Origin of the sequence: Nocardiopsis sp. EMB25, from assembly GCF_026797795.1 — a bacterium.
Lineage (GTDB): Bacteria > Actinomycetota > Actinomycetes > Streptosporangiales > Streptosporangiaceae > Nocardiopsis > Nocardiopsis lucentensis.
Map to the genome: position 1 here is coordinate 1,241,518 of NZ_JAMTDN010000001.1, position 23,178 is coordinate 1,264,695.

Below are 23,178 nucleotides of genomic sequence, written 5' to 3' on the forward strand. Positions count from 1 at the left end.
ACGGACACAGGAGGATCCCCATGGCACGCAACGAACTACGGCCCATCATCAAGCTCCGGTCGACCGCCGGAACCGGCTACACGTACGTGACCCGCAAGAACCGGCGCAACACCCCGGACCGGCTGGTCCTGCGCAAGTTCGACCCGCGCGCCCGCCGACACGTCGAGTTCCGCGAGGAGCGCTGACCCACCGCCAGGAGGCGACATGAAACCCGGAATCCACCCCGCCTACCACCCCGTGGTCTTCCGCGACCGCGCGGCCGACTTCGCGTTCCTCACCCGGTCGACCGTCACCAGCGACAGGACGATCGAGTGGAGCGACGGGCGGACCTACCCGCTCATCGACGTCGAGATCTCCAGCGCCAGCCACCCGTTCTACACCGGTACCGCCCGCGTGGTGGACACGGCCGGGCGAGTGGAGCGCTTCAACCGGCGCTACCAGCGTTGACGACCGGCGGGGCGCCGCCCCCGCCCTCCCGTATCCCACAGGTGAGGACCGACCCATGGCCGTACCCAAACGGAAGATGTCCCGCGCCAACACGCGCACACGCCGCGCCCAGTGGAAGGCCACGGCGCCCGAACTGGTCCCCGTGACCCTCGGCGGACGCGACCACCTGGTCCCCCGCCACCTCGTGCGGGCCTACCGGCGCGGCCTGCTGCCCGCACCGCCGGTCTGACCGCCCCCCGGGCCGCACGGGGCCGCGGCCGCCCGCGGCCGCGGCCCCACCCCGAGCGGCGCGTACCACCGTCCACCCGGCACGGCGGCGGTGGGACACAGTTCAACCGGAGTACGTCCCGCGGTCATCCGGGGCGGGCACAATGGCCGCTCCCCCCACGCCCTGGCCCCGTGAAAGCGAGCACCCGCCCGTGTCCCTCCTCACCGCCCCCGGCAGGAACGGGCGTGTGCGACACACCGTCGCCGGCACCGGCGGGCACCGACCCGAGATCGACGGCCTGCGTGCCGTGGCCGTGCTCCTGGTGGCCGCCTACCACGTCTGGCTGGGGCGGGTCTCCGGCGGTGTGGACGTCTTCCTGGTATTGACGGGTTTCCTCATCACCGGCTCCCTGGCGCGCGCGGCCACCGGCGGGGGGATCGGCTACGGCTCCTTCCTGGCCCGACTGGCAGCGCGCCTGGTGCCGACCGCCGCCGTCGTCGTCCTGGCGACACTGGCCGCGACACGGCTGCTCATGCCCGAGACGGCGTGGCGCGAGGCGCCCGGGGGCGCGGTCGCGGCCCTGCTCCACCACACGAACTGGCGTCTGGCACTGGGCTCGGTGGACTACCTGGCCCGGGAGGGCGACCTCGATCCGTTCCAGCACTTCTGGTCCCTGTCAGTACAGGGGCAGTTCTACCTGGTGTGGCCCGTGCTGATCGCGGCGGTCGTGTGGGCGGCCCGGCGCGGCGGACGCGACCCGCGTACCCCGTTGCTCGTCGCCCTGTCCGCGGTCTTCGTGTTCTCGTTGGCCTACTCGGTGGTGATGACCCGGGCCGACCAGCCGTGGGCCTACTTCGACACCGGCGCCCGGCTGTGGGAGTTCGCTCTCGGCGGGCTGCTGGCCCTGCTGTCGTCGCGGGCGGAGCCGCCACGGGCGGTGCGCGTGGCGCTGGGCTGGAGCGGCCTGGCGGCGCTGGTGCTGTGCGGGGCGCTGCTGCGTGTGTCGTCGGTCTTCCCCGGGTACGCGGCGCTGTGGCCCACCCTGGCCGCGGTGGCCGTCGTCGTGGCGGGTACCTCCGGTTCGGCTTTCGGGGTCGACCGGTTGCTCACCCTGCGGCCGCTGCGCTACCTGGGCTCGATCTCCTACGCGCTGTACCTGTGGCACTGGCCGCTGCTGGTGTTCTACCTGTCCGTCACCGGACGCGGCCTGGCGACCCCGTGGGGCGGGGCGGCCGTCCTGGCGGTGTCGGTCCTGCTGGCGGCGGCGACCACCCCGGTGGCCGACCGGCTGGCCGCGCTGGGGCGCGGGGACGGAGGGCGGGCGGTGCGGCGCGGGACGGCGGTGGCCCTGGCCTGCCTGCTGCCGGTCCTGCTCACGGCCGGGACCTGGTCCGGACTCCAGGCGGCCGAACGCGCCCGGTGGGAGAGGCTGGCCGCCGACGGCCGCAGCTATCCGGGTGCCGCCGTGGTCGACGGGGCCGAGGCGCCGGACCTGCCGATCTATCCGCCACCGGCCCGCGCGGTCGAGGACGCGCCCGTGACCTACGGCGACGGCTGCAACCAGACGACCGCCGACGCCGAGGTGATCACGTGCGTCTACGGAGCCGACGAACCCGTGCGCACGGTGGCTCTGGTGGGCGGCTCGCACGCGGCGCACTGGTTCCCCGCGCTGGAGGAGATCGCCCTGGCCCACGACTGGCGGCTGGTCAACATCGTCAAGGGCGCCTGTCTGTTCACCGACGCCCCCCAGACCTACAAGGGTGAGCCGTACACGTCGTGCGCGGAGTGGAACCGCGGGGTGATGGCCGAGCTCGCGCGGCTGCGGCCCGACACGGTCTTCACCACGGGCACGACGACCAGCCTGGACACCTCGGCCGGGTACGGCGAGGAGCAGGTCGTGGACGGCTACGTGGACCGGTGGCGCGAACTCGGGGACATGGGGATCGACGTGGTCGCCGTGCGCGACACGCCCAGATTCGGTTTCGACGTGCCCGGCTGCCTGGCCGGGGCCGCGCCCGACCAGTGCGTCTCGGCCCCGGAGGAGTCGATGGCGCCGGTCTCACCGCTGGAGGGGGCCGAGGTGCCCGCGAACGTGACGGTGCTGGACCTGACCGACCGGTTCTGCGCACCCGACGTGTGCCGCCCGGTGATCGGCAACGTCCTCGTGTACTGGGACGGCAGCCACGTCGGCGCGACGTTCATGCGCACCCTGGCCCCGGAGCTGGAACGGCGGTGGGCCCGAGCCGAGAGCTGGTAGATCCAGCGCTCCGGGCCCCGGGGCCGCCCCCACGCCCCGGCGCGACCGTACCGGCCGGCGGCGCCGCCCCGTGCCCGCCGGGCGAGCGGCATCCGCGGAACACGCCCCGGCACGTGGTCGGCGGACCGCCGCCGGTCGGGCACCCTGGGGGCGTGACAACCCCAACCCAAGCGCAGACCCCCGCTCCGGGGCCCCACGCCGCGCGCGCCCCGCGCAGACCCGTCGACCTGCTCGTCGGTACCGTCGGGCTCCTCGCCGTCGCCTCGATGCTGCTCGCCGTGCGCGTCCTCTCCGACGGCGAACCGGTCACCGGCCCGGCCCAACTGCGCGCGCTGCTGCCCCTGGGCCTGCTCCTCCTCGTCGCTGTGGGCGCCAACCTCCTGCTCATCGTCCTGGTCTGCTTCGTCGTCCTGCGCACCCTGCTCCAGGGCCGTCTGCGGGACCTGGTCCGCGCGGTCACGGCGGCGGTCAGCGCCTACGCCCTGGCCTCGCTGATCAACGCCCTCCTCGCGGCCCTCCTGGGCTCCCGGCAGGTCCTGGACACCCTCACCGGCACACCGGGCGACGTCTTCACCAACGCCACCCTGGGCTACGTCGCCGCGGCGATCGCCTTCGTCCGCACGATGCCCTCCGGCCAGCCCCGGGTCCGCGCGCTGCTGTGGACCGGGGTCGCCCTCGTCGCCGTGTGCGCCCTGCTGGCCCTGGTCACCAGTGTCCTCGCGCTCGTCATGACCGTGTTGGTCGGCCTCGTCTGCGCGGCGTTGGCCCGCTACGCCGTCGGCGCCGGACCCGCGCCGCGCGCGGACGGGCGCATCCACGCCGAGATGCACCGGTTCGGCATGACCACCACCGACATCAGCCAGGCGGGCACCGACGACGAGGGCAACCCCCGCCACGTCGCCGACCTCGACGACGGCACCCGCGTGGAGGTGGCCGTCATGAGTTCGGAGAACACCACCGGCTTCTGGTGGCGCCTGCGCGACCTGCTCCTCCTGCGGGGCCCCGTCGCGCCGCGGATGCTCTACGGGGTCCGCCGTCGCGCCGAGCACGCCGCGCTGATGAGCTTCTGCGCCCGCGAGGCCGGGGTCACCGTCCCCCGGGTCCGGGCGGTCGGCGAGGTGGGCCCCGGAACGGTCCTCCTGGCTCGTGAACTCCTCCCCGTCCGCACCCTGGACGCGCTGGACGAGGCCGACCTCACCGACGACCTGCTCGACCGCTGCTGGTCGGTGCTCGGCGCCCTGCACCACCGCCGCGTCGCCCACGGGAACCTCAGCCCGGCCACCGTCGGGATCCTCGACGACGACTCCGCGACCGTGGCCCTGACCGGTGTCGACCGCGGCGCCGTGGCCGCCCCCCAGCTCAGGATCTCCCTGGACGCCGCCGCCATGGTGACGCTCCTGGCGCTGCGCGTGGGCGCGGAGCGCGCCGTCGCGTCGGCCGTGCGCGCCTTGGGCGTTCCCGCCACCGCCCGTGTCCTGCCGCTGCTCCAGGCCGCGGGGCTGCCCTACCCCCTGCGCGCGCGGTTGCGGTCGCGACCGGATCTGCTCAGCGACCTGCGCGCGCGGATCGTCGAGGTCGCACCGGAGGCGCCCGCCGCGCCGGCGCGACTGGAGCGGATGCGGCCGCGCACGATCGTCAGCGTGATCGTGGCCACCGCGGTCGGACTGGTCCTGGCCTACCAGCTCGCCGGTGTGGACCTGCGGGGGATCGGCGACGCCGACCCCGGTTGGACGGTCGCCGCGTTCGCCATGGCGACCCTGTGCATGGTCGCCGCGGCGATGGTCCTCATCGGGTTCGTCCCCATCCCGCTGCCGTGGTGGCGCACGGTCATGGTGCAGTACGCGGGCTCGTTCGTGCGGATCGCCGCCCCCGCCGGGCTGGGCTCGATCGCGATCAACAGCCGTTTCGTGGTCAAGGCGGGCGCGCCCGCGCCGCTGGCGCTGTCGGCGGTCGGCCTGACCCAGCTCGTCGGGTTCCTGGTGCACGTGCCGCTCCTGCTGGTGTGCGCCTACCTGACGGGGACCTCGTACTGGACGGGTTTCACCCCCTCACCCACCGTCATCGGTGTCAGCGTCGCGGGCACGGCCACCGTCGCCGCGGTCCTGCTCCTACCCGGCCTGCGGCGCCGGGTCGCGGAGCGGGTCGGGCCCTACCTGCGGGGGGTGCTGCCCCGGTTGCTGGACACCCTCCAACGCCCGGCCAGCCTGGCGCTCGGGCTGGGCGGGACGGTGCTGTTGACCGTGGCGTTCGTGCTGTGCCTGCACTTCTCGGTGCTGGCCTTCGCCGGGCCGGACACGGGGGTCAGCCTGGTCGCGGTCGCGGTCGTCTTCCTGGCGGGCAACGCGATCGGGTCGGCCGCGCCCACCCCCGGCGGGCTGGGCGCGGTGGAGGCCGCGCTGATCGGCGGTCTGACCACGGTCGTCGGGGTACCGGCGGCGGTGTCGCTCCCGGCGGTCCTGCTGTTCCGGGTGCTCACCTTCTGGTTCCCGGTGCTGCCGGGGTGGGGGGCCTTCTCCTACCTCCAGCGGCGCGAGGCCGTCTGAGGCCGGTGCGGGCGGGGCGGCTCAGGCGCTGTCCGCCAGGGCGTCCATGGCCGCGGTCAGGACCGCGTCGAACTCGTCCGCCGTCTGCTGCCGGTCCTGGTCGGCGCGCTCCAGCACCTGCTGGTCGTAGCAGTCGCTCCATTCGGAGCTGCCCGGGTTGGAGTCGCTGCACGCCTCGATGACGTCGTAGGACAATGAGGACGACGAGGATGACGGGTCGTCGTTCGGCTCGGTGTACATCAGGGTGAAGTGGACGTTCCCGACCCGCCCCCACGCGCTCCGCACGAACAGTTCCGCGCCTGCGTCGGACAGGGCCGCCGAGATCATGCGGCCGTTCTCGGGCAGGGCGGGGGAGTCCTCGACGGTCACTCCGCCACTCATCTCGGTCTCGTCCAGGGCCACTCTCGCGTTGGAACAGCTGTCCAAGGACACCCCCTCCGAGGCGTCGGCCCACTCCTCGGGGGCCTCACCCAAGACCAGTGCGTAGGAGTAGATGGCGGGGGGTTCGGTGCGCGAGAGCGCGCGCTGTCCGGTGACCCCGGCGGGTCCCTCGGGAAACGGCCGCGTCGCCCGGTTCACCGCCTCCTCGCAACGGGAGAGTCCGGAGGCCTCGAACGGATGGGCGGCGGACACCGACATCTCGTTCAGCGCGTCGAGGTCGAGGCGCTCGAACGAGAACCCCTCCGGATAGGCGTCGGACTCCGGCAGCAGGGGTTCCAGGCGCGGGGCACTTTGCAGTTCCAGGCGCGGCGCGCAGCCGACAGCCGCCACCAGCGCGGCGAGGGGGAGGAGGTACAGGAGTGTGCGGCGTCCGCGGACCGGAGGCATCGGGACCCTTCCAACGAGGTGACGGGGTTCGGCTCCCTCTGACGCCTGTCGCGAGCGCGCGGTTCCGCGACGGAGACGGATTCCCGGCTCAGCCCTCCTCCTCCAGGGCCCGCACGGCCCTGAACAGCACGACTCCGAACTCGTCGGCCGCCCTCGCACGGGCCTGGGCGGCCCTCTCCTCGCGCTGCTCCTCGACGCAGTCGAAGTCGGTGGGGACCTCGACGCAGGTGTCGACCAGATCCGGTGTCGAGACCGCGGGCGCCGCGTCCAGGTCCCGGGACCTCAGGACGAAGTGGACATCGCCCACCCGGCCCCAGGCGACGCGCGCGGACATGTCCATCCCGTTGCGCGTCAGATCCATCGCGACCATCCCGCCTCCGTCGGGCAGGTACGGCGAGTCCTCGGCGGTCAGGCCGCCCCGCAGCTCCAGTCCGTCCACGACCGCCGTCATCTCCGAGCACCGGTCCACCAGGCCGGCCCAGCCCGCGGCGGTGTCCTCGGCAGGACCGCCCGACGCCAGCACGTAGCCGTACAGGACGGGCGGGATGGCGGAGGTGGCGATCTGCGCGGCGCCTTCGGCGGCCCCCTTCGGGAGCCCCGCCGTCCCCTCGTCGAACATGTGCGCGCACTCGGCGGGTTCGACGCCGTCGACCACCGGTTCGGACACCGCCATCTCGTCGAGGGCGTCGATCGGTACGGCTTCGACGGTGAATCCGTCCGGATACGCGTCGGGGCCGAGCAGGAGGTCGTCGAGGCGCTCACTGGAGCGCAGGTGCGGTCCCGGTGCGCAGCCCACGGCCAGGAGGAGGGCGGCCAGCGGCAGGGTGGGGAACACACGGTGGCGCGACGGCATGACGGCCTCTCAGGGGGAGGTGATGACGGGGTGTTCATCACGTTCTGACGCGAACCGGACACACGAAGTTCCGGTTTCGGGTGAGAACGGCCGCGGCCTTCCCCGAGGGCGGGGACGCCGAGCCCGATCCGTCGCCGGTGGGTCCCGGCCGTCCTACCGTCGCCTGGAGCCGCGGCCGGCGCGCCTGAGTTCCCGCGGGCTCAGAGCACGTCCGGGGACACGTCCAGCACCGTACGGTCGCGCGAGGCCACCAGGTCGAACCACGGCCCGGTGCGGGGGAGCTCGTACCGGAAGAAGAACGCGCCCGCCGCGCGCTTGCCCTCGTAGAACGCGCCCTCGCGGCCGTGCGCCGCGACGAGCTGCTCCAACCACATCCACGCGACCACCACGTGCCCCACCGCCTCCATGTAGGAGGTCGCGTTGGCCAGGGCCACCGCGGGATCGCCGTCCGCCCAGGCTGCGGCGGTGGTCTGCGCGGCCCGGTCCAAGGACGCGGCCAGCCGGTCCGCGAACTCGGCCTCGGAGCCGCCGAGGCCGCGCGCCCGTTCGACGGTCTCCCGGGCGGTCTCCAGGAACACTCCGAGCCGCGCGCCGCCGTCCAGGACGGCCTTGCGGCCGAGCAGGTCCAGGGCCTGGATGCCGTGCGTGCCCTCGTGGATCGCGTTGAGGCGGTTGTCCCGGTAGTGCTGCTCGACGTCGTACTCACGCGTGTACCCGTATCCGCCGTGCACCTGGATGGCCAGGCTGTTGGCCTCCAGGCACCACTGGGAGGGCCAGCTCTTGACGATCGGCGTGAGCATGTCCAAGAGCAGCCGCGCGCGTTCGCTCGCCGCGTCGTCGGCGGCGCTGGCGGTCTCGTCGACCAGCCGGGCGCAGTACAGGACCAGGGCCAGGGCGCCCTCCACGTAACTCTTCTGGGCCAGCAGCATCCGGCGCACGTCGGTGTGCTCGACGATGGGCACCTGCGGTCGGGAGGGGTCCTTCTCACCGAGCGGGCGGCCCTGGAGGCGCTCGCGCGCGTAGGCCAGGGACTTGAGGTAACCGGTGTAGCCCACGGCCATGGCCCCCGCGCCCACACCGATCCGGGCGCCGTTCATCATGTGGAACATGTACTCGAGGCCCTGGTGCGGCTCACCGACCAGGTAGCCGACGGCTCCCGGGGCGCCGCCGGGGGTGTGCGCGCCCTCGCCGAAGTTGAGCAGGGCGTTGACCGTGCCCCGGTAGCCCATCTTGTGGTTGAGCCCGGCCGGGACGACGTCGTTGCGCTCCCCGGTCGACCCGTCCCCGGCCACCAGGTACTTGGGCACGACGAACAGCGAGATGCCCTTGACCCCGGGCGGCCCACCGGGGAGCTTGGCCAGCACCAGGTGGACGATGTTCTCCGTCAGCTCGTGGTCGCCCGCCGAGATCCACATCTTGTTGCCGAAGATCCGGTAGGTGCCGTCCCCGGCGTCCTCGGCGCGGGTGGTGATGTCGGCCAGGGAGCTGCCCGCGTGGGGTTCGGACAGGCACATGGTTCCGGTGAAACGGCCCTCGACCATGGGCCGGACCCACGTGTCGATCTGCTCGGGCGTGCCGTGGGCCAGGAGCAGGCGGGCGTTGCCGGAGGTCAGGAAGGGGTAGGCGGAGGTGGCGAGGTTGGCGGCCTGGAAGTAGGCGTTGCACGCGCTGGCGACGACCTGGGGGATCTGCGCCCCGCCGACGGAGGCGTCCATGGACATCGCCGCCAGGCCGGTCTCGGCGTAGACCTCCAGGGCCTTGCGGACCTCGGGGATGACGTGGACGCGCTCGCCGTCGAAGCGCGGCTCGGAGGCGTCGTTGGCCTTGTTGTGCGGGGCGAAGTGGTCGGTGGCCACGCGTTCGGCGAGGTCGAGCGCGGCGTCGAAGGTCTCACGCGAGTGCTCGGCGTACCGGGGGCGACCGGTGAGGGAGTCCACGTTCAGCCACTCGTAGAGCAGGAACCGCACGTCGCGTGCGGACAACAGGGTGGATGTCACGGGCTGCCTCCTCGACAATCGTCAACCGACTGGTCGGTATGCTATCCGCTCCGTCGGGCGCGGACGTGACCGGGGCCACCCCGGCCGGTGCGGGGATCGGGAAACGCCCTAGGCTGAGGGGATCCGACCAGCGTGAAGGAGTATCCGCTCGATGACCGACGGCCTCGACCACTCCCGTACCGTCCTACTGCTCAACGGCCCCAACCTCAACCTGTTGGGCACCCGCGACCCCGAGCAGTACGGCACCACCACGCTCGCCGAGGTCGAGCGGCGCGTGGTCGAGCTGGGCGAGGAGCTGGGGGTGGAGGTGGTCTGCGCGCAGAGCAACAGCGAGGGCGCGATGGTCGACCACGTCCACGCCGCACGCCACTGGGCGGGAGTGGTCCTCAACCCGGGGGCCTACGCCCACTACAGCATCGCGCTGCGCGACGCGATCGACGCCGTCGAGGCGCCGGTGGTGGAGGTGCACATCTCCAACGTCTACGCCCGTGAGGAGTTCCGGCACACCTCCGTGACCGCGCCGGTGGCCGCCGGGTACGTCGCCGGGTGCGGCGTGTTCGGTTACGAGCTCGGACTGCGCGCGGTCCTGCGGCGCGACGCCGAACGCCGCTCCCGTTAGGGGACCGCCGGCGCCCACGGTGCTCGGGCGGCGGCCACGACCCGCGGACGGGGTGTCCGGGCAGGTCGCGGAAGATGTGCGGTCTACGGGTGTGTGCGGTGTCACATGGGGTCGCGCCGCGTGACGCGCGGGGGCGGACGTCCTCGGCGGATCCGGCGCGTTAGCGTGGTCCCAGCGCGAGATCGAGGGAGGGGCATGGTCTTCCGGTATTCCAGCGTGGTGCCCGCACCACGGGACGAGGTCTTCGACTGGCACACCCGGCCGGGGGCCCTCGCCCGGCTCGCCCCGCCCTGGCACCCCGTCCGCCCCCTCACCGAGACCGGTTCCCTGCGCGACGGCACCGCCGTGCTCGGCCTTCCGGGCGGAGTGCGCTGGGTCGCCGCCCACCTGCCCGAACGCTACGATCCGCCGCGCCGGTTCGCCGACCGGCTGGTCTCCCGGCCGCTGGCGCCGCTGCTGAGCTGGACCCACGTCCACGACTTCGCCGTCGAGGCCGACGACGCCACCCTGGTGACCGACCGGATCGCCACCACCCTGCCGAACACGCTGCTGCGGCCGATGTTCGTCTACCGGCACGCCCAACTCGCCGACGACCTCGCCGCCGGGGCCCGAGCCCGCGCCTGGCACGACACCCCGGTCACGGTCGCGGTCACCGGGGCGAGCGGACTCGTGGGACGCAACCTGTGCGCCCTGCTCACCACTGGTGGACACCGTGTGATCCGCCTGGTCCGCCGAACTGCGCACGGCCGGGACGAGCGCCGGTGGGACCCCGGTGCTCCCGCCGCCGACCTGCTCGACGGTGTGGACGCGGTCGTGCACCTGGCGGGCGAGCCCCTGTTCGGCCGGTTCACCGAGGCCCACCGGGCCGCCCTGCGCGACAGCCGCGTGGGCCCCACCCGCGCCCTGGCCGAGGTCGCCGCGGGCGCCGCCGACGGCCCCCGCGTGTTCGTCACCGCCTCGGCGATCGGCTACTACGGACCCACACGGGGCGACGAAGTCCTCACCGAGGACAGTCCCCGCGGCGACGGGTTCCTCGCCGACCTGGTCGCCGACTGGGAGTCGGCGGCCCGTCCGTCCGCCGAGGCGGGCCTGCGCTGCGTCCAGGTGCGCACCGGCATCGTGCAGACCCCGGCGGGCGGTGTGCTGGGGCTGCAGTACCCCCTGTTCGCCGCCGGACTGGGCGGCCGGATCGGCGACGGCCGCCAGTGGCTGTCGTGGATCGGAGTGGACGACCTCGCCGACGTCTACGTCCGTGCCGTCCTGGACGGAGGCCTGGCCGGACCGGTCAACGCGGTGGCCCCGAACCCGGTGCGCGGCGCCGAGCACGCCCGCGTCCTGGCCGCGACCCTGCGCCGCCCCGCTCCGCTGCCGGTCCCCGCGTTCGGCCCCGCGCTACTCCTGGGCCGCCAGGGCGCCGAGGAGGTGGCCCTGGCCGATCAACGTGTCGCTCCCGAACGCCTCCGCTCCGCCGGGCACACGTTCCGGTACCCGAGGCTGGACGGCGCGCTGGCCCATCTGTTCGGCCGCCACCGGCCCGCCTGAGCCCGACCGCGGTCGGCTCGCCGCCGACCGGACTCAGCCGCGCTCGCGGTACAGGTCGGCGAGCAGGGCGACCGCCGCGTGCGTGGCGGGGTGCGGGTCGTGGCGCCGCCAGATCAGGTGCACCGGGACCGGGTCGGCGTCGCGCACCCGCCGGTAGACGAGCCCGTCGCGGCGGTACTGGGCCACCGTGGACCGCGGCGTGATGCCGACACAGCGGCCCGTGGAGATGGCGGCGAGCCAGTCGTCGACGTCATGGGTGTACTCCAACGCCGGGCGGGAGTGCTCGGGCCACAGGTTCACCGTGGTGGTGCCCGTGCGCCGGTCCACCACGAGTGTGCGCTCGCGGATCTCCGCCAGGCGCACCGAGCGGCGGCGCGCCCACGGATCATCGGCGGCCAGGGCCACATAGCGCGCTTCGTGTCCCACGACGGCGTGGTCGTAACGGCGCACGTCGACGGGGGTGCGCACCACGGCCAGGTCGCAGGTGCCCTCGGCGAGGCCGCCCGTGGGGGAGTTGTTGCGCACCAGACGCAGTTCGACGTCGGGGCGCCGTTCGCGCCAGAGGCGTTGGAACTCGGCGGTGTGGCGGCCCATCGCCGACCACGCGTGTCCGACGAGCAGCCGGGTGTGGCCGCTCGTCGCCTCGCGCAGCAGGTTGTCGGCCTCCGCGAGCAGGTGGCGCGCCCGAACCAGGACCTGCACCCCGGCCGTGGTCGGGGTGCACACCCGGCTGGTGCGGTGCAGCAGGCGCACGCCCAGGATCCGCTCCAGGGACGAGAGCGTGCGCGAGACCGAGGCCTGCGACACCCCCAGTTCGAGCGCGGCGTCGCTGAACCCCCCGGTGTCGACGATCGCCACGAGGCAGCGCAGGTGCCGCAGCTCCAGAGCCGTGTTCCCATCCATACGCCCATCGTATAGAACGTGCGTCGGATGCATTTTGCGTATGGATCCGGACCGCCGAGAGTCGTGGCATGGCCACTCGTGACTCGACCACAACCGCCGCCGGGCCGCCGACCGGCTCCGACCGCTGGTCCGGGACGGCGCTGATGCTGGGCAGCGCCCTGTCCAACCAGGTGGGGGCGTCCGTCGCCGCGCTCGCCTTCCCGGTCATGGGCCCGGCGGGCACGGTCGCCGTCCGCCAGTGGGTGGCCGCCGTCACCCTTCTGTGCGTCGGGCGGCCCCGACCGTGGACCTTCACCGCCGCGCAGTGGCGCCCCGTCCTGGGCCTGGCCGTGGTGTTCGCGACCATGAACCTGTCGCTGTACGCGGCGATCGACCGCGTCGGGCTCGGCCTGGCGGTCACTCTGGAGTTCCTCGGACCGCTGACCGTGGCTCTGGCCACCTCCCGCCGCCGCGCCGATGTGGGCCTCGCCCTGGCCGCGGTCGGCGCGGTCGCGGTCCTCGTGCGCCCCCAGCCCAGCAGCGACCACGTCGGTGTCGCGCTGGCGCTGTTGGCCGCCGTGTGCTGGGGGTGCTACATCCTGTTGAACCGGGAGGTCGGCGCACGCGTACCCGGCCTGGAGGGTTCGGCCGCGGCGGCGGTCGTCTCGGGGATGCTGTACCTGCCGGTGGGCGCGGTGGCGCTGTGGCACCATCCGCCGACCGGCGCGGCGCTGACCTGCGCCCTGGTCGCGGGGGTCCTCTCCTCCGCCGTCCCGTTCCTGGCGGATCTGCTCGCCCTGCGGCGCGTACCCGCCCGGTACTTCGGGATCTTCATGAGTGTGAACCCGGTGCTCGCGGCCCTGGTGGGCATGGTGGTGCTCCGGCAGTACCTGGACTGGGCCTCGTGGGCGGCCGTCGCCGTGATCGTCACCGCCAACGCGGTCGCGGTCACCCGGCGCTGACACAGGTCTCGCCTGGCGTCTCGCTTCGGCCCGCCCGTCGCCCTCCACCACCCGAGGGGCCGCTTCGCGGCGGGGCGGGCGCCTTCAACGGACGCCTACGGCGCACACCTATCCATAAGAACCCTGTCGGCGCCCGAACGGTGACTCCCTGGGGTGGCCCCGGTTCAGACGGCGGCCGCCCCCGAGTCCGCCTCGAACCGCACCACCACCGACTTCGACGTGGGCGTGTTGCTCACCTCGGCGGTGGAGTCCAACGGCACCAGCACGTTCGTCTCCGGGTAGTAGGCGGCCGCGCACCCGCGTACGGTCGGGTAGTGCACCACCCGGAAGTGCGGCGCGCGCCGCTCCCTGCCGTCGTGCCACTCGCCGACGATGTCGGTGTAGTCGCCGTCGGCCAGGCCCAGTTCACGGGCGTCGTCGGGGTTGACCAGCACCACCCGGCGGCCGTCGTGGATGCCGCGGTAGCGGTCGTCGAGCCCGTAGATCGTGGTGTTGTACTGGTCGTGCGAGCGCAACGTCTGCAACAGCAGCCGCCCCTCCGGGACCTCCGGCGCGTGGCGGCCGTTGACGGTGAAGTTGGCCAGCCCCGTCGCGGTGGGGAACCTCCGGTCGTCGCGCGGGGCGTGCGGCAACGTGAACCCGCCGGGCCGCCGTGCTCGGGCGTTGAAGTCCTCGAACCCCGGCACGACCGCCTCCACATGGTCACGGATCCGGTCGTAGTCGGCCAAGGTCGACCACGCCACCGGACTCTCGCCGAGCACCCTCGCCGCCAGGTCGCGGATGATGTCGACCTCCGAGCGCATCCCCTCCGACAGCGGCGGCAGCACCCCGTGCGAGGCGTGCACCATCCCCATGGAGTCCTCGACCGTCACCCAGCGGGGGCGGCCGTCGCGCAGATCGCGGTCGCTGCGCGCCAGCGCGGGCAGGATCAGCGCGCGTGTCCCGGTGACCACGTGCGAGCGGTTGAGCTTGGTGGACACGTGCACCGTGAGGTCCACGCGGCGCATCGCGTCCTCAGTGACCAGGGTGTCAGGCGAGGCCGCCACGAAGTTGCCGCCCATCGCGAAGAACACCCGCACCCGCCCCTCCGCCATCGCGCGGATGGAGTCGACGGTGTCCCACCCGTGTTCGCGCGGCGGCTCGAACCCGAACTCCGCGCCCAGGGCGTCCAGGAACGCGTCCGCGGGGCGCTCGAAGATCCCCATCGTGCGGTCGCCCTGCACGTTGGAGTGCCCCCGCACCGGGCACACGCCCGCGCCCGGCCGTCCCACGTTGCCCCGCAGCAGCAGGAAGTTGACCACCTCGCGGATGGTGGGCACCGAGTGCTTGTGCTGGGTCAGACCCATCGCCCAGCACACCACGATCCGCTCGGAGGCGGTCACCATCTGTGTGAGGCGCTCGACCAGCTCGCGGTCCAGTCCGGTGGCCCGCTCCACGCGCGGCCAGAACTCCTCCTCCGGCTCGGCCAGCAGTTCGCGGGAGAACTCCTCGAATCCGTGCGTGTGCCGGTCGACGAACGCCCGGTCGAGAACCTCCTCCCCGCGCTGGTCGGCCTCCAGCAGGAGCCGGTTCACCGCCGAGAACAGCGCCAGGTCACCGCCCAGACGGATCTGCGCGAACAGGTCGGTGAGCTCGGTGCCGCGCCCGATCAGGCCCCGTGCCGTCTGCGGGTTGCGGAAGTCGCGCAGCCCCGCCTCCGGCAGCGGGTTGACCGTGATGATCCGCGCGCCCGACCGCTTGGCGCGCTCCAGCGCGCTGAGCATGCGGGGGTGGTTGGTGCCCGGGTTCTGTCCCGCGACGATGATCAGGTCGGCCTGGTGCACGTCCTCCAGGGACACGCTCCCCTTGCCGACGCCCAGGGTCTCGGTCAGCGCCGATCCGGAGGACTCGTGGCACATGTTCGAGCAGTCGGGCAGGTTGTTGGTGCCCAGGGCCCGCGCGAACAGCTGGTAGCAGAACGCGGCCTCGTTGCTGGTGCGGCCGGAGGTGTAGAAGACGGCCTCGTCGGGTGAGTCCAGACCGCGCAACTCCTCGGCCACCAGGTCCAGCGCCCGGTCCCACGTGACCGGCTCGTAGTGGGTGGCGCCCTCGGCCAGGTACAGGGGCTCGGTGAGACGGCCCTGCCGGCCCAGCCAGTAGCCGGACCGCCCGGCCAACTCGGCGACCGGGTGCTCGGCGAAGAACCCGGAGGTCAGCGCCCTGGCCGTGGCCTCCTCGGCGACGGCCTTGGCACCGTTCTCACAGAACTCCGCCCGGTGCCGCCGTTCGGGTTCGGGCCAGGCGCACCCGGGGCAGTCGAAGCCGCGCTTCTGGTTCACGGCGAGCATGGCGGGCACCCCGCGCCGGACCCCGGCGTGCTCCCCCACCTGGCGGACGCTGTTGAGGACGGCGGGCAGGCCGACGGCGCTCTTCTTGGGAGGTCCCACCCGAGGGGCGTCCTGGGCGGGGTCGGGCTGTGCGGAGTGCTGGTGTGTCACACTCCGCATTGTTCCACCGCGCGCCCCCGTGCGGAACCAGGCGGGGGCGGGGTGTGGACGGGCGGCTCGGAGCGAGGCGGAGGGCCCGCAGGCCACGGTCTAGTTGACCGCGGCGGGGGTCCCGGCGGTGATTTTGACCAGTTCCGTGTAGTCGGTGGGGAACACCGTGTGCGGGGTGCCCCCGGCGGCCCACAGGCGCGGGTAGTCCTCCAGCGCGGTGTCGACCACGGTCTCCACGGGGGCCGGGTGTCCCACGGGCGCGACGCCGCCGATCGCCTGGCCGGTGGCGGAGCGCACCTCCTCGGCGGTGGCGCGGCGGATGCGATCGCGTCCGAGCCGCTCGGCGAGCAGGACGGGGTCGACCCGGTGCCGTCCGCTGGTCATGACCAGCAGAGGACGCTCGTCGGCCATGAACACCAGACTGTTGGCGATCGCGCCCACCTCACAGCCCAGGGCGTCGGCGGCCTCCGCCGCGGTGCGCGCCGAAGCCGGGAGTTCACGTACCGTGCCTCGCGCTCCGGCGCGCTCCAGCGCCTCGGCCACCTGACGGCTGCGTTCCGGAAGCTCCTCACCCATGGGTGTCCCGTCCCCTCGCTCGCGTTCCCGTACGCGCCGCCGCACCGACCGTGGATCCTCGTTCTACCACGCGGCCGGTGATCCGTGGACGGCTCCGTCGCCCGGGCGGCCCGGGGTCAGTCGGTCAGTCCATGGCGGCGCGGCCGTGGCGCCAGTAGCCGATGAAGGAGATGTCGGGCTTGGGTACGTCCCGTTCGCGGACCAGGTGCCGGCGCAGTCCGGTGGCCAGCTTGTTCTCCCCGGCCACGAAGCAGTAGGGGCGGCCTCCGGGAAGGTCGGCGGCCATGACGGTCTCCAGGGCCAGGGCACCGGGGACGGCGTGCGGATCCGTGCGCGGCAACCAGTGCACGGACACGCCGGGAGGGGCGGTCAGGTCACGGACGTCGTCCTCGGAGGGGACCTCCATGTAGACCTGGGCGCGCAGGTCGTCGGGGGCCTGTTCCAGGATCGACACCAGGGCGGGCACGGCGCTCTCGTCCCCGACGAGCAGCTGCCAGTCGGCGTCCTCGGAGGGCTGGTAGTAGGCGCCCTCGGCCAGGATGCCCATCTCGTCGCCGGGTCGGGCGGCGCCGGCCCAGGCCGAGGCGGGACCGGCGTCGCCGTGGTCGACGAACTCCATGTCGAGTTCGCGCCGCTCGGGGTCGAAGCCGCGCACGGTGTAGTTGCGCACGTGCGGGCGTCTGCTCTTGGGCATGGCGTAGAGCTGGACGACCCACTTGCGGTCGGCGCTCGTGGGCATGTGCAGCCGGTCCTGGCCCTCCCGCGGCAGGAAGACACGGACGAACTGGTCGCGGCCCAGGTAGGGGAAGTCCGCCAGATCCTCACCGCCCAGGGTCACGGTGACGAAGTGCTCGCTGGTCCGCTCCGTGCGCACGACACGGGTCCGGAGCATCGCGCGGTGGCTGGGCTGTTCGACGCGCACGGGGCCTCTCTCCTCCACGGGGGACGCGGCCGACACCGGCCGCACGTCGTTAGGTTAGCCTAACCAACTCCTGTCGTCGACGCGGGGTGCCGCCGCCTGTCCCTCGCCGGTGGGGCCGCCATCCTCGCCGACCGCCAGAGGCACGTGGGTCTCCGCCCAGTCGAGCAGGGGGAGGAGTAGATCGGTGACCTCGTGTCCCGCGGCGGTGAGGCGATACTCCACGTGCGGGGGCACGACCGGCCGAGCCTCGCGCAGGACGATCCCGTCGCCCTCCAGCGTGCGCAGGGTCTGGGCGAGCATCTTCTCGCTGATGCCGCCGATGCCGCGCAGCAGTTCACTCCAGCGCCGGGGTCCGCCGCGCAGGGAGACCAGGACGAGGACCCCCCACTTGCTGGTGATGTCGCCCAGGAGGCGGCGGGAGGGGCAGTCCGCGGACATGACCCGCCCTCGGATGACCGTCGCGGGCGTGTTCGCGGGAATGTCGTCGCTCATACTCTTAACTTACCCATGGTTGGGTACCCAACTTTTGGGATGTTCGGTCGGTGGACCTACCACCGCCGAACCCGAGGAACGCTGACGGCGCTCACCTCCGGGGCGGGCCCGGCCCCTCACGCCGGTACCGGAGGGTGCGGCGCTGGCGTGAGGAACCGGGGCGAGATCCTTCTCCGGGCCCTCACTCAGGAGGACAGGGCCGCGGCCACGCTCTCCTCCAGGGGAGTGGTCGGGCGGCCGATCAGCCGGGACAGGGCGCCGGAGTCCTCCTCGAGCCAACCCTGGGAGGCGGCCTGGTCGGTGGAGACCAGCATGTCCACCAACGCCTCGGGAAGACCCGCGTCGGTGAGCGCCTGCCGGTGCTCCCGCTCACCCAGGTCCCGGTACGCCACGGGGGAGCCGGAGGCCTCCGCGACCCGTGCCGCCAGCTCCTCCATGGTCCATGCGGTGTCCCCGGCGAGTTCGTGGATCTGGCCGTGCCCCTCTCCGGAGGCCACGACCACGGCGGCGGCCGCGGCGTAGTCGGCCCGGGCGGCCGAGGAGATCCTGCCCTGTCCGGCGCCGCCGATGATGCTTCCGGTCCGGGGCCCCTGCTGGACGGCCGCGGCGTAGTTCTCGCTGTACCAGCCGTTGCGGAGGATCGTGTGGGGGATCCCGGAGGCGGCGATGATCTCCTCGGTCGCCTTGTGCTCGGGAGCCACGGTCAGGGGAGAGGCGTCGGCGCGCAGCGCACTGGTGTAGACGAGGTGCCCGACTCCCGACGCCGTGGCGGCCTCGATCGCGTTGCGGTGCTGGGGCACCCGCCCGCCGATCTCGCTACCGGAGACCAGCAGGACGGTGTCGGCGCCCTCGAAGGCGGCCTTCAGCGAGGCGGGGTCCTCGAAGTCGATCCGTGCGGTGCGCACACCACGCTCGGCCAGGGCGGAGAGCCGATCGGTGTCCCGTCCGGCCGCGATGATCCCGTCGGCGCCGTGGCCCCTGTCCAGTAGCTCCTCCACCACGAGGCGGCCCAGGTGGCCGGTGGCACCGGTGATGACGACGGACATGAGTGATGGTCCTTCCCGTTCTCAGGGCCGGGAGTGGGTCCCGGCTGCTGTCAGGGGCCAACCAGCCAGGTGGAAGGGACATTCCAATTTTCTTGTACCCACCTTTTTCTCAGGTACCTACCTTTTGGTAAGTATCGGGTTCCGTGCTTGCGGCGCCACCCCCTCCCGGCGGTCTGGGGGCGGCGCCCGCCGGTGGCGCCGCGGTGTGTTCACGTTGTTTCTTCCTCATTCGGGGGAGGAGGGCGTATTGGCCGGAAGTTCATTTCTCGCGGCGACCCAAAATCGCTGGGTTATCGCTGCCTCAAACAACGTCTATGTCATGATATTGATCGCAAAACGGTCACCTCGTCGTGTTGTGATCTCTGGGTGTCGGGCTCCTTTCCAGAAGAAAAACTCGCAGGCCAGCATGGTTGTGTGTGGTTTTTTGGTGTCGAGGCGCGTGGTCGGAGGGCGCGCCGACCCTCCCTTGTTTCATGGGATTGGGACGGGGAAACGGATGCGTTCGATCAGGAGTTCCCCATGAATAACCGGGAATCGGTTGTGTGTCGCAAGGATGCTCTCTTGGTGTGTCCAGCGGTTTACGGAACGCGTCTGACCAGCGATGACGGCTGATCGGCGCACGTGAGCAACTCCCAAGGACTTCCCGACCGCGACGCGTCCCCAGCGGAGTGCGCGGAACGGACCCGCGACCAACGACGAGGAGAAACACGGCGGATGTCGATCGACTCAGCTCCTGAGGTGCGAACCGAAGAGCAGCAGAGCCTGGCGACCGCGGCGGCGCGGAACCTGGCCACCACCACCAAGTCCGCCCCCCAGATGCAGGGGATCAGCTCCCGCTGGGTGCAGAAGATGCTCCCGTGGGTGCAGACCGACGGCGGCACGTACCGCGTCAACCGGCGGCTCACCTACACCGTCGGCGACGGCCGGATCGAGTTCCACCAGACCGGCTCCGAGGTCCGGGTCATCCCGCAGGAGCTCGCCGAGCTGTCCCTGCTGCGCGGCTACGACGACGACGCGGTCCTGAACGCCCTCGCGAGCCGGTTCGTCCAGCGCGAGTTCGAGCCCGGCGACGTCCTCGCCCAGGAGGGCACCCCGGCCACCCACCTGTACCTGCTGGCCCACGGCAGGGTGCACAAGACCACCGAGGGGCCCTACGGCGAGACCACCCGCCTGGGCGTCCTGGCCGACGGTGACAAGTTCGGTGAGCGGTACCTGCTCGACACCGAGCCGAACTGGGAGTTCACGGTCAAGGCCGCGACCGCGGGCACACTGCTGGAGCTGCCCCGCGACCAGTTCATCGCCCTGGTGGACGACTCGCCCAGCCTCCAGGCCCAGATCCACAGCGTCCAGAGCCTGCCCAAGCACCAGCAGAACAACTACGGCGAGGCCGAGATCGCGCTGGCCTCCGGCCACAACGGCGAGCCCGACCTGCCCGCCACCTTCGCCGACTACGAGCTCAAGCCCCGCGAGTACGAGCTCAGCGTCGCGCAGACCGTGCTCCGGGTGCACAGCCGGGTCGCCGACCTCTACAACAAGCCGATGAACCAGACGGAGCAGCAGCTGCGTCTGACCATCCAGGCCCTGCGCGAGCGCCAGGAGCACGAGCTCATCAACAACCGCGACTTCGGCCTGCTCCACAACGCCGACTTCAAGCAGCGGATCCAGACCCAGGAGGGGCCGCCCACCCCGGACGACCTCGACGACCTCATCACCATGCGGCGCAACACGCAGTTCCTGTTCGCCCACCCCAAGGCCATCGCCGCCTTCGGCAAGCAGTGCAACAAGCGCGGCCTGCCCATCGGCACCGTCGACGTCAACGGCCACCACCTGCCCGCCTGGCGCGGTGTCCCGATCCTGCCCTGCGGCAAGATCCCGATCTCCGCGCAGCAGACCTCCGCCATCATCGCCGTCCGTACCGGTGAGGACAACGAGGGCGTCATCGGCCTGCACCACACCGGCCTGCCCGACGAGGTCGAGCCCGGCCTCAACGCCCGGTTCATGGGCATCTCCGAGAAGGGCATCATCTCCTACCTGGTCAGCACCTACTTCTCCGCCGCGGTCCTCGTCCCGGACGCCCTCGGCATCCTGGAGAACGTCGAGGTCCGGCCGCGTGACTGACCGTTCTCCGCTGACAGGGAAGGAGGACTGAGACGGTGTCACTGCTGTCCCGGATGTCCGCCTCCACCGCCACCCACTCGGCGGTCGACCTGGTGGATCTCCTGCTCCGTGACCCGAAACGGCCCGGTGGGCGGGACCTGTTCGCCCCGCTGACCGCTCCGGCCGGGACGGAGGTCCAGGAAGGGGCCGCCACGACCCGGCTGGCCACTCGACCCACGGGACTCGGCAGCGCGGCGGCCACGGCCCTGCTCCCCGAGCGCGTCGCACCGGCACCCGGTGCCGCCCCCGCGGGGGCCTCGGCCCCCCGCGGGGGCGGTGCCCCGGCCTCCCCCCGGTGGGGGGCGGCGCCGCGGATCCCGGCCGCCCCGCCCGGACCGAGGTTGCCGGGCGGATCCAACGGTCAGGTCGAGGAGATCGCGGAGGGCAGGGCCGCTCCCCACGTCGAGCCGCGGCCGAGGAAGGGCCGTCAGGACCTGGTGCTGTACTGTCCGCCGGCCCTGCGGGACGACCCCGCCCTGGGGGAGGAGGTCGACCGCCGCCTGGTCGCGTGGGCCGAGGAGGTGGGGATCTACCCCGGCCAGCTCGACAAGATCAGGAAGGCCGAGTTCGGGCGGCTGATGATGCTCGCCCACCCCGAGACCGACGATCCCGACCGCCTGCTCGTGGCGGCCAAGTGCGGTCTGTCGGAGTGGTCGGTGGACGACCACTACGTCGACGGGGAGGTGGAGGAGGCGCGGCCGGAGCTGCTCGGCCAGCGCCTGGCGATCGCCCACTCGGTCATCGACCAGGCCAACCTGCCGCTCAGGTACGCGCCGCAGCTGGAAAGGGTCGTGCGGGACGACCCGGTGTGCGTCGCGCTGCGCTCGGCGATCAACAACCTGTCCACCATGGCGACGACGTCGCAGGTGCGCCGTCTGCGCCACGAACTGGGCATCATGTTCGTCGCCTACAACCAGGAGGCCGTCTGGCAGGCCCAGGGGCAGCGTCCGCCGGTGTGGGAGTTCCTCATGCACCGGCACGAGAACAGCTTCATCCCGTGCATGGTCCTCATCGACGCGATCGCGGGCTACGAGCTGCCCTACGGCGAGTTCGCCGACCCCCGGGTCCGCCGGGCGTTCACGCTGGCGGGCACCGCCACCGTGATCGTCAACGACCTGTACTCCATGGCCAAGGAGGACCCCGGTGACTTCAGCCTGCCCCGGCTGATCGCCACCGAGGAGGACTGCTCGCTGGGCGAGGCCGTCGAGCGGACCGTCCAGATCCACGACGAACTCATGCACACCTTCGAGGCCGAGGCCTCGGCCCTGGCCGCGGCCGGTTCACCTGAGCTGCGCCGGTTCCTGGCGGGCACGTGGGCCTGGCTGGGCGGCAGCCGTGAGTGGCACTCGTCGAGCGGCCGCTACCACGGCACGAGCAACGACTGAACGTCCGGGGGGCGCGTGCCCTCCGACCCGGTCCGGCACTCCGCCGGACCGCCCGCTTCACGACAAGGAGTTTCCCCTACATGACGTCGACCATGCCCTCCTCCGAGCAGGTCCTGCGCACCGACTACCAGAAGTCCGTCGCCGAGTACTGGAACGCCGAGAAGGACCCCGTCAACATTCGTCTCGGCGAGGTCGACGGTCTCTTCCACCACCACTACGGGATCGGCGACTACGACCCGTCCGTGCTGGAGGGCCCGGAGGAGACCCGCGACGCGCGCATCATCGAGGAGATGCACCGCCTGGAGACCGCCCAGGCCAACGTCCTCCTCGACCACCTCGGAGAGGTCGGCCCCGACGACCGCGTCATGGACACCGGTTCCGGCCGGGGCGGCACGAGCTTCATGGCCAACCAGCGCTTCGGCTGCCACGTGGACGGCGTGAGCATCTCCCAGAAGCAGGTGGACTTCGCCAACGCGCAGGCCGAGGAGCGCGGCGTCTCCGACAAGGTGGCCTTCCACTTCAAGAACATGCTGGACACCGGCTTCGCGTCGGGGTCGCTGCGGGCCAGCTGGAACAACGAGTCCACGATGTACGTGGACCTGTTCGAGCTGTTCCGTGAGCACGCCCGCCTGCTCGAGTACGGCGGCCGCTACGTCACCATCACCGGTTGCTACAACGACGTCACCGGCGGCCGCTCCAAGGCGGTGAGCCGCATCGACGAGCACTACACCTGCAACATCCACCCGCGCAGTGCGTACTTCCGGGCGATGGCGGCCAACAACCTCGTGCCGATCAACGTCGTGGACCTGACCGACCAGACCATCCCGTACTGGGAGCTGCGGGCGCAGTCCTCGGTGGCGACCGGGATCGAGGACCCGTTCCTGACCGCCTACAAGGAGGGCAGCTTCCACTACCTGCTCATCGCGGCCGACCGGGTCTGACCCGGAGCCGACGCGGGTGCCCACGACCGCCGTCGTGGGCACCC

General features: G+C 72.3%; 20 protein-coding genes. 11 read left to right on the plus strand and 9 right to left on the minus strand.

The genetic code is table 11. From position 1 onward, the window contains the following. Positions 1 to 20 precede the first annotated feature (20 nt). From rpmG to KIK06_RS05375, 5 genes are all read left to right on the plus strand, one after another. Positions 21 to 185 (plus strand): 50S ribosomal protein L33, encoded by a 165-nt coding sequence (rpmG, locus tag KIK06_RS05355; RefSeq protein WP_268642175.1) that lies wholly within the window; start codon positions 21 to 23, stop codon positions 183 to 185. A 19-nt stretch (positions 186 to 204) separates the two neighbouring features. Next, positions 205 to 447 carry a type B 50S ribosomal protein L31 gene (locus KIK06_RS05360; RefSeq protein WP_017601855.1) on the plus strand — a complete coding sequence of 81 codons (243 nt, stop codon included), beginning with the start codon at positions 205 to 207 and terminating at the stop codon, positions 445 to 447. Between the two features lie 55 nt (positions 448 to 502). Beyond that, complete coding sequence (gene rpmF, locus KIK06_RS05365; RefSeq protein WP_017601854.1) at positions 503 to 676, plus strand: 50S ribosomal protein L32; 174 nt, start codon at positions 503 to 505, stop codon at positions 674 to 676. A 142-nt stretch (positions 677 to 818) separates the two neighbouring features. Further along, positions 819 to 2,912: an acyltransferase family protein gene (locus tag KIK06_RS05370; protein WP_442789740.1), complete on the plus strand. Its 2,094-nt coding sequence runs from the start codon at positions 819 to 821 to the stop codon at positions 2,910 to 2,912. Positions 2,913 to 3,178: 266 nt separating this feature from the next. After that, positions 3,179 to 5,455, plus strand: coding sequence for a lysylphosphatidylglycerol synthase transmembrane domain-containing protein (locus tag KIK06_RS05375; RefSeq protein ID WP_268645859.1), 2,277 nt, complete (start codon positions 3,179 to 3,181; stop codon positions 5,453 to 5,455). Positions 5,456 to 5,476: 21 nt separating this feature from the next. Here KIK06_RS05375 and KIK06_RS05380 read toward each other — a convergent pair whose 3' ends face one another. The 3 genes from KIK06_RS05380 to KIK06_RS05390 all read right to left on the minus strand — a co-directional run bounded on the left by KIK06_RS05380 (position 5,477) and on the right by KIK06_RS05390 (position 9,133). Beyond that, positions 5,477 to 6,283, minus strand: coding sequence for a hypothetical protein (locus KIK06_RS05380; protein ID WP_268642177.1), 807 nt, complete (start codon positions 6,281 to 6,283; stop codon positions 5,477 to 5,479). An 88-nt stretch (positions 6,284 to 6,371) separates the two neighbouring features. Next, a complete protein-coding gene (locus tag KIK06_RS05385; protein ID WP_268642178.1) occupies positions 6,372 to 7,136 on the minus strand; it encodes a hypothetical protein in 765 nt (254 codons plus the stop codon). A 200-nt stretch (positions 7,137 to 7,336) separates the two neighbouring features. After that, the gene (locus KIK06_RS05390; protein WP_268642179.1) at positions 7,337 to 9,133 is read right to left on the minus strand and encodes an acyl-CoA dehydrogenase; all 1,797 of its coding nucleotides are present in this window, start codon (positions 9,131 to 9,133) and stop codon (positions 7,337 to 7,339) included. Between the two features lie 151 nt (positions 9,134 to 9,284). On the opposite strand from KIK06_RS05390, the gene aroQ reads away from it, so the two are divergent. Next, a complete protein-coding gene (aroQ, locus tag KIK06_RS05395) occupies positions 9,285 to 9,752 on the plus strand; it encodes a type II 3-dehydroquinate dehydratase (protein ID WP_268642180.1) in 468 nt (155 codons plus the stop codon). A gap of 195 nt (positions 9,753 to 9,947) precedes the next feature. After that, entirely contained in the window at positions 9,948 to 11,294 is a 1,347-nt protein-coding gene (locus tag KIK06_RS05400) for a TIGR01777 family oxidoreductase (protein ID WP_268642181.1), read from the plus strand. Between the two features lie 33 nt (positions 11,295 to 11,327). Here KIK06_RS05400 and KIK06_RS05405 read toward each other — a convergent pair whose 3' ends face one another. Further along, a complete protein-coding gene (locus KIK06_RS05405) occupies positions 11,328 to 12,197 on the minus strand; it encodes a LysR family transcriptional regulator (RefSeq protein WP_268642182.1) in 870 nt (289 codons plus the stop codon). A 68-nt stretch (positions 12,198 to 12,265) separates the two neighbouring features. Here KIK06_RS05405 and KIK06_RS05410 point away from each other — a divergent pair, with 68 nt between their 5' ends. Continuing rightward, positions 12,266 to 13,138, plus strand: coding sequence for an EamA family transporter (locus KIK06_RS05410; RefSeq protein ID WP_268642183.1), 873 nt, complete (start codon positions 12,266 to 12,268; stop codon positions 13,136 to 13,138). A 164-nt stretch (positions 13,139 to 13,302) separates the two neighbouring features. Here KIK06_RS05410 and KIK06_RS05415 read toward each other — a convergent pair whose 3' ends face one another. The 5 genes from KIK06_RS05415 to KIK06_RS05435 all read right to left on the minus strand — a co-directional run bounded on the left by KIK06_RS05415 (position 13,303) and on the right by KIK06_RS05435 (position 18,651). Next, the gene (locus KIK06_RS05415) at positions 13,303 to 15,624 is read right to left on the minus strand and encodes an FdhF/YdeP family oxidoreductase (protein ID WP_268642184.1); all 2,322 of its coding nucleotides are present in this window, start codon (positions 15,622 to 15,624) and stop codon (positions 13,303 to 13,305) included. A gap of 90 nt (positions 15,625 to 15,714) precedes the next feature. Then, the gene (locus KIK06_RS05420; RefSeq protein ID WP_268642185.1) at positions 15,715 to 16,191 is read right to left on the minus strand and encodes a YbaK/EbsC family protein; all 477 of its coding nucleotides are present in this window, start codon (positions 16,189 to 16,191) and stop codon (positions 15,715 to 15,717) included. 124 nt (positions 16,192 to 16,315) lie between these two features. Beyond that, positions 16,316 to 17,113 carry a siderophore-interacting protein gene (locus KIK06_RS05425; protein ID WP_017601575.1) on the minus strand — a complete coding sequence of 266 codons (798 nt, stop codon included), beginning with the start codon at positions 17,111 to 17,113 and terminating at the stop codon, positions 16,316 to 16,318. A 54-nt stretch (positions 17,114 to 17,167) separates the two neighbouring features. Next, the gene (locus KIK06_RS05430; protein WP_268642186.1) at positions 17,168 to 17,605 is read right to left on the minus strand and encodes a winged helix-turn-helix transcriptional regulator; all 438 of its coding nucleotides are present in this window, start codon (positions 17,603 to 17,605) and stop codon (positions 17,168 to 17,170) included. Between the two features lie 185 nt (positions 17,606 to 17,790). Next, positions 17,791 to 18,651, minus strand: a complete 861-nt coding sequence (locus KIK06_RS05435; RefSeq protein ID WP_268642188.1) for an SDR family oxidoreductase — start codon at positions 18,649 to 18,651, stop codon at positions 17,791 to 17,793. A gap of 714 nt (positions 18,652 to 19,365) precedes the next feature. On the opposite strand from KIK06_RS05435, the gene KIK06_RS05440 reads away from it, so the two are divergent. From KIK06_RS05440 to KIK06_RS05450, 3 genes are all read left to right on the plus strand, one after another. After that, positions 19,366 to 20,769 carry a family 2B encapsulin nanocompartment shell protein gene (locus KIK06_RS05440; protein WP_017601572.1) on the plus strand — a complete coding sequence of 468 codons (1,404 nt, stop codon included), beginning with the start codon at positions 19,366 to 19,368 and terminating at the stop codon, positions 20,767 to 20,769. Between the two features lie 35 nt (positions 20,770 to 20,804). After that, positions 20,805 to 22,193, plus strand: coding sequence for a family 2 encapsulin nanocompartment cargo protein terpene cyclase (locus tag KIK06_RS05445; protein WP_268642190.1), 1,389 nt, complete (start codon positions 20,805 to 20,807; stop codon positions 22,191 to 22,193). An 80-nt stretch (positions 22,194 to 22,273) separates the two neighbouring features. Then, complete coding sequence (locus KIK06_RS05450; RefSeq protein WP_268642191.1) at positions 22,274 to 23,134, plus strand: geranyl diphosphate 2-C-methyltransferase; 861 nt, start codon at positions 22,274 to 22,276, stop codon at positions 23,132 to 23,134. The last annotated feature ends 44 nt before the right edge of the window (positions 23,135 to 23,178 follow it).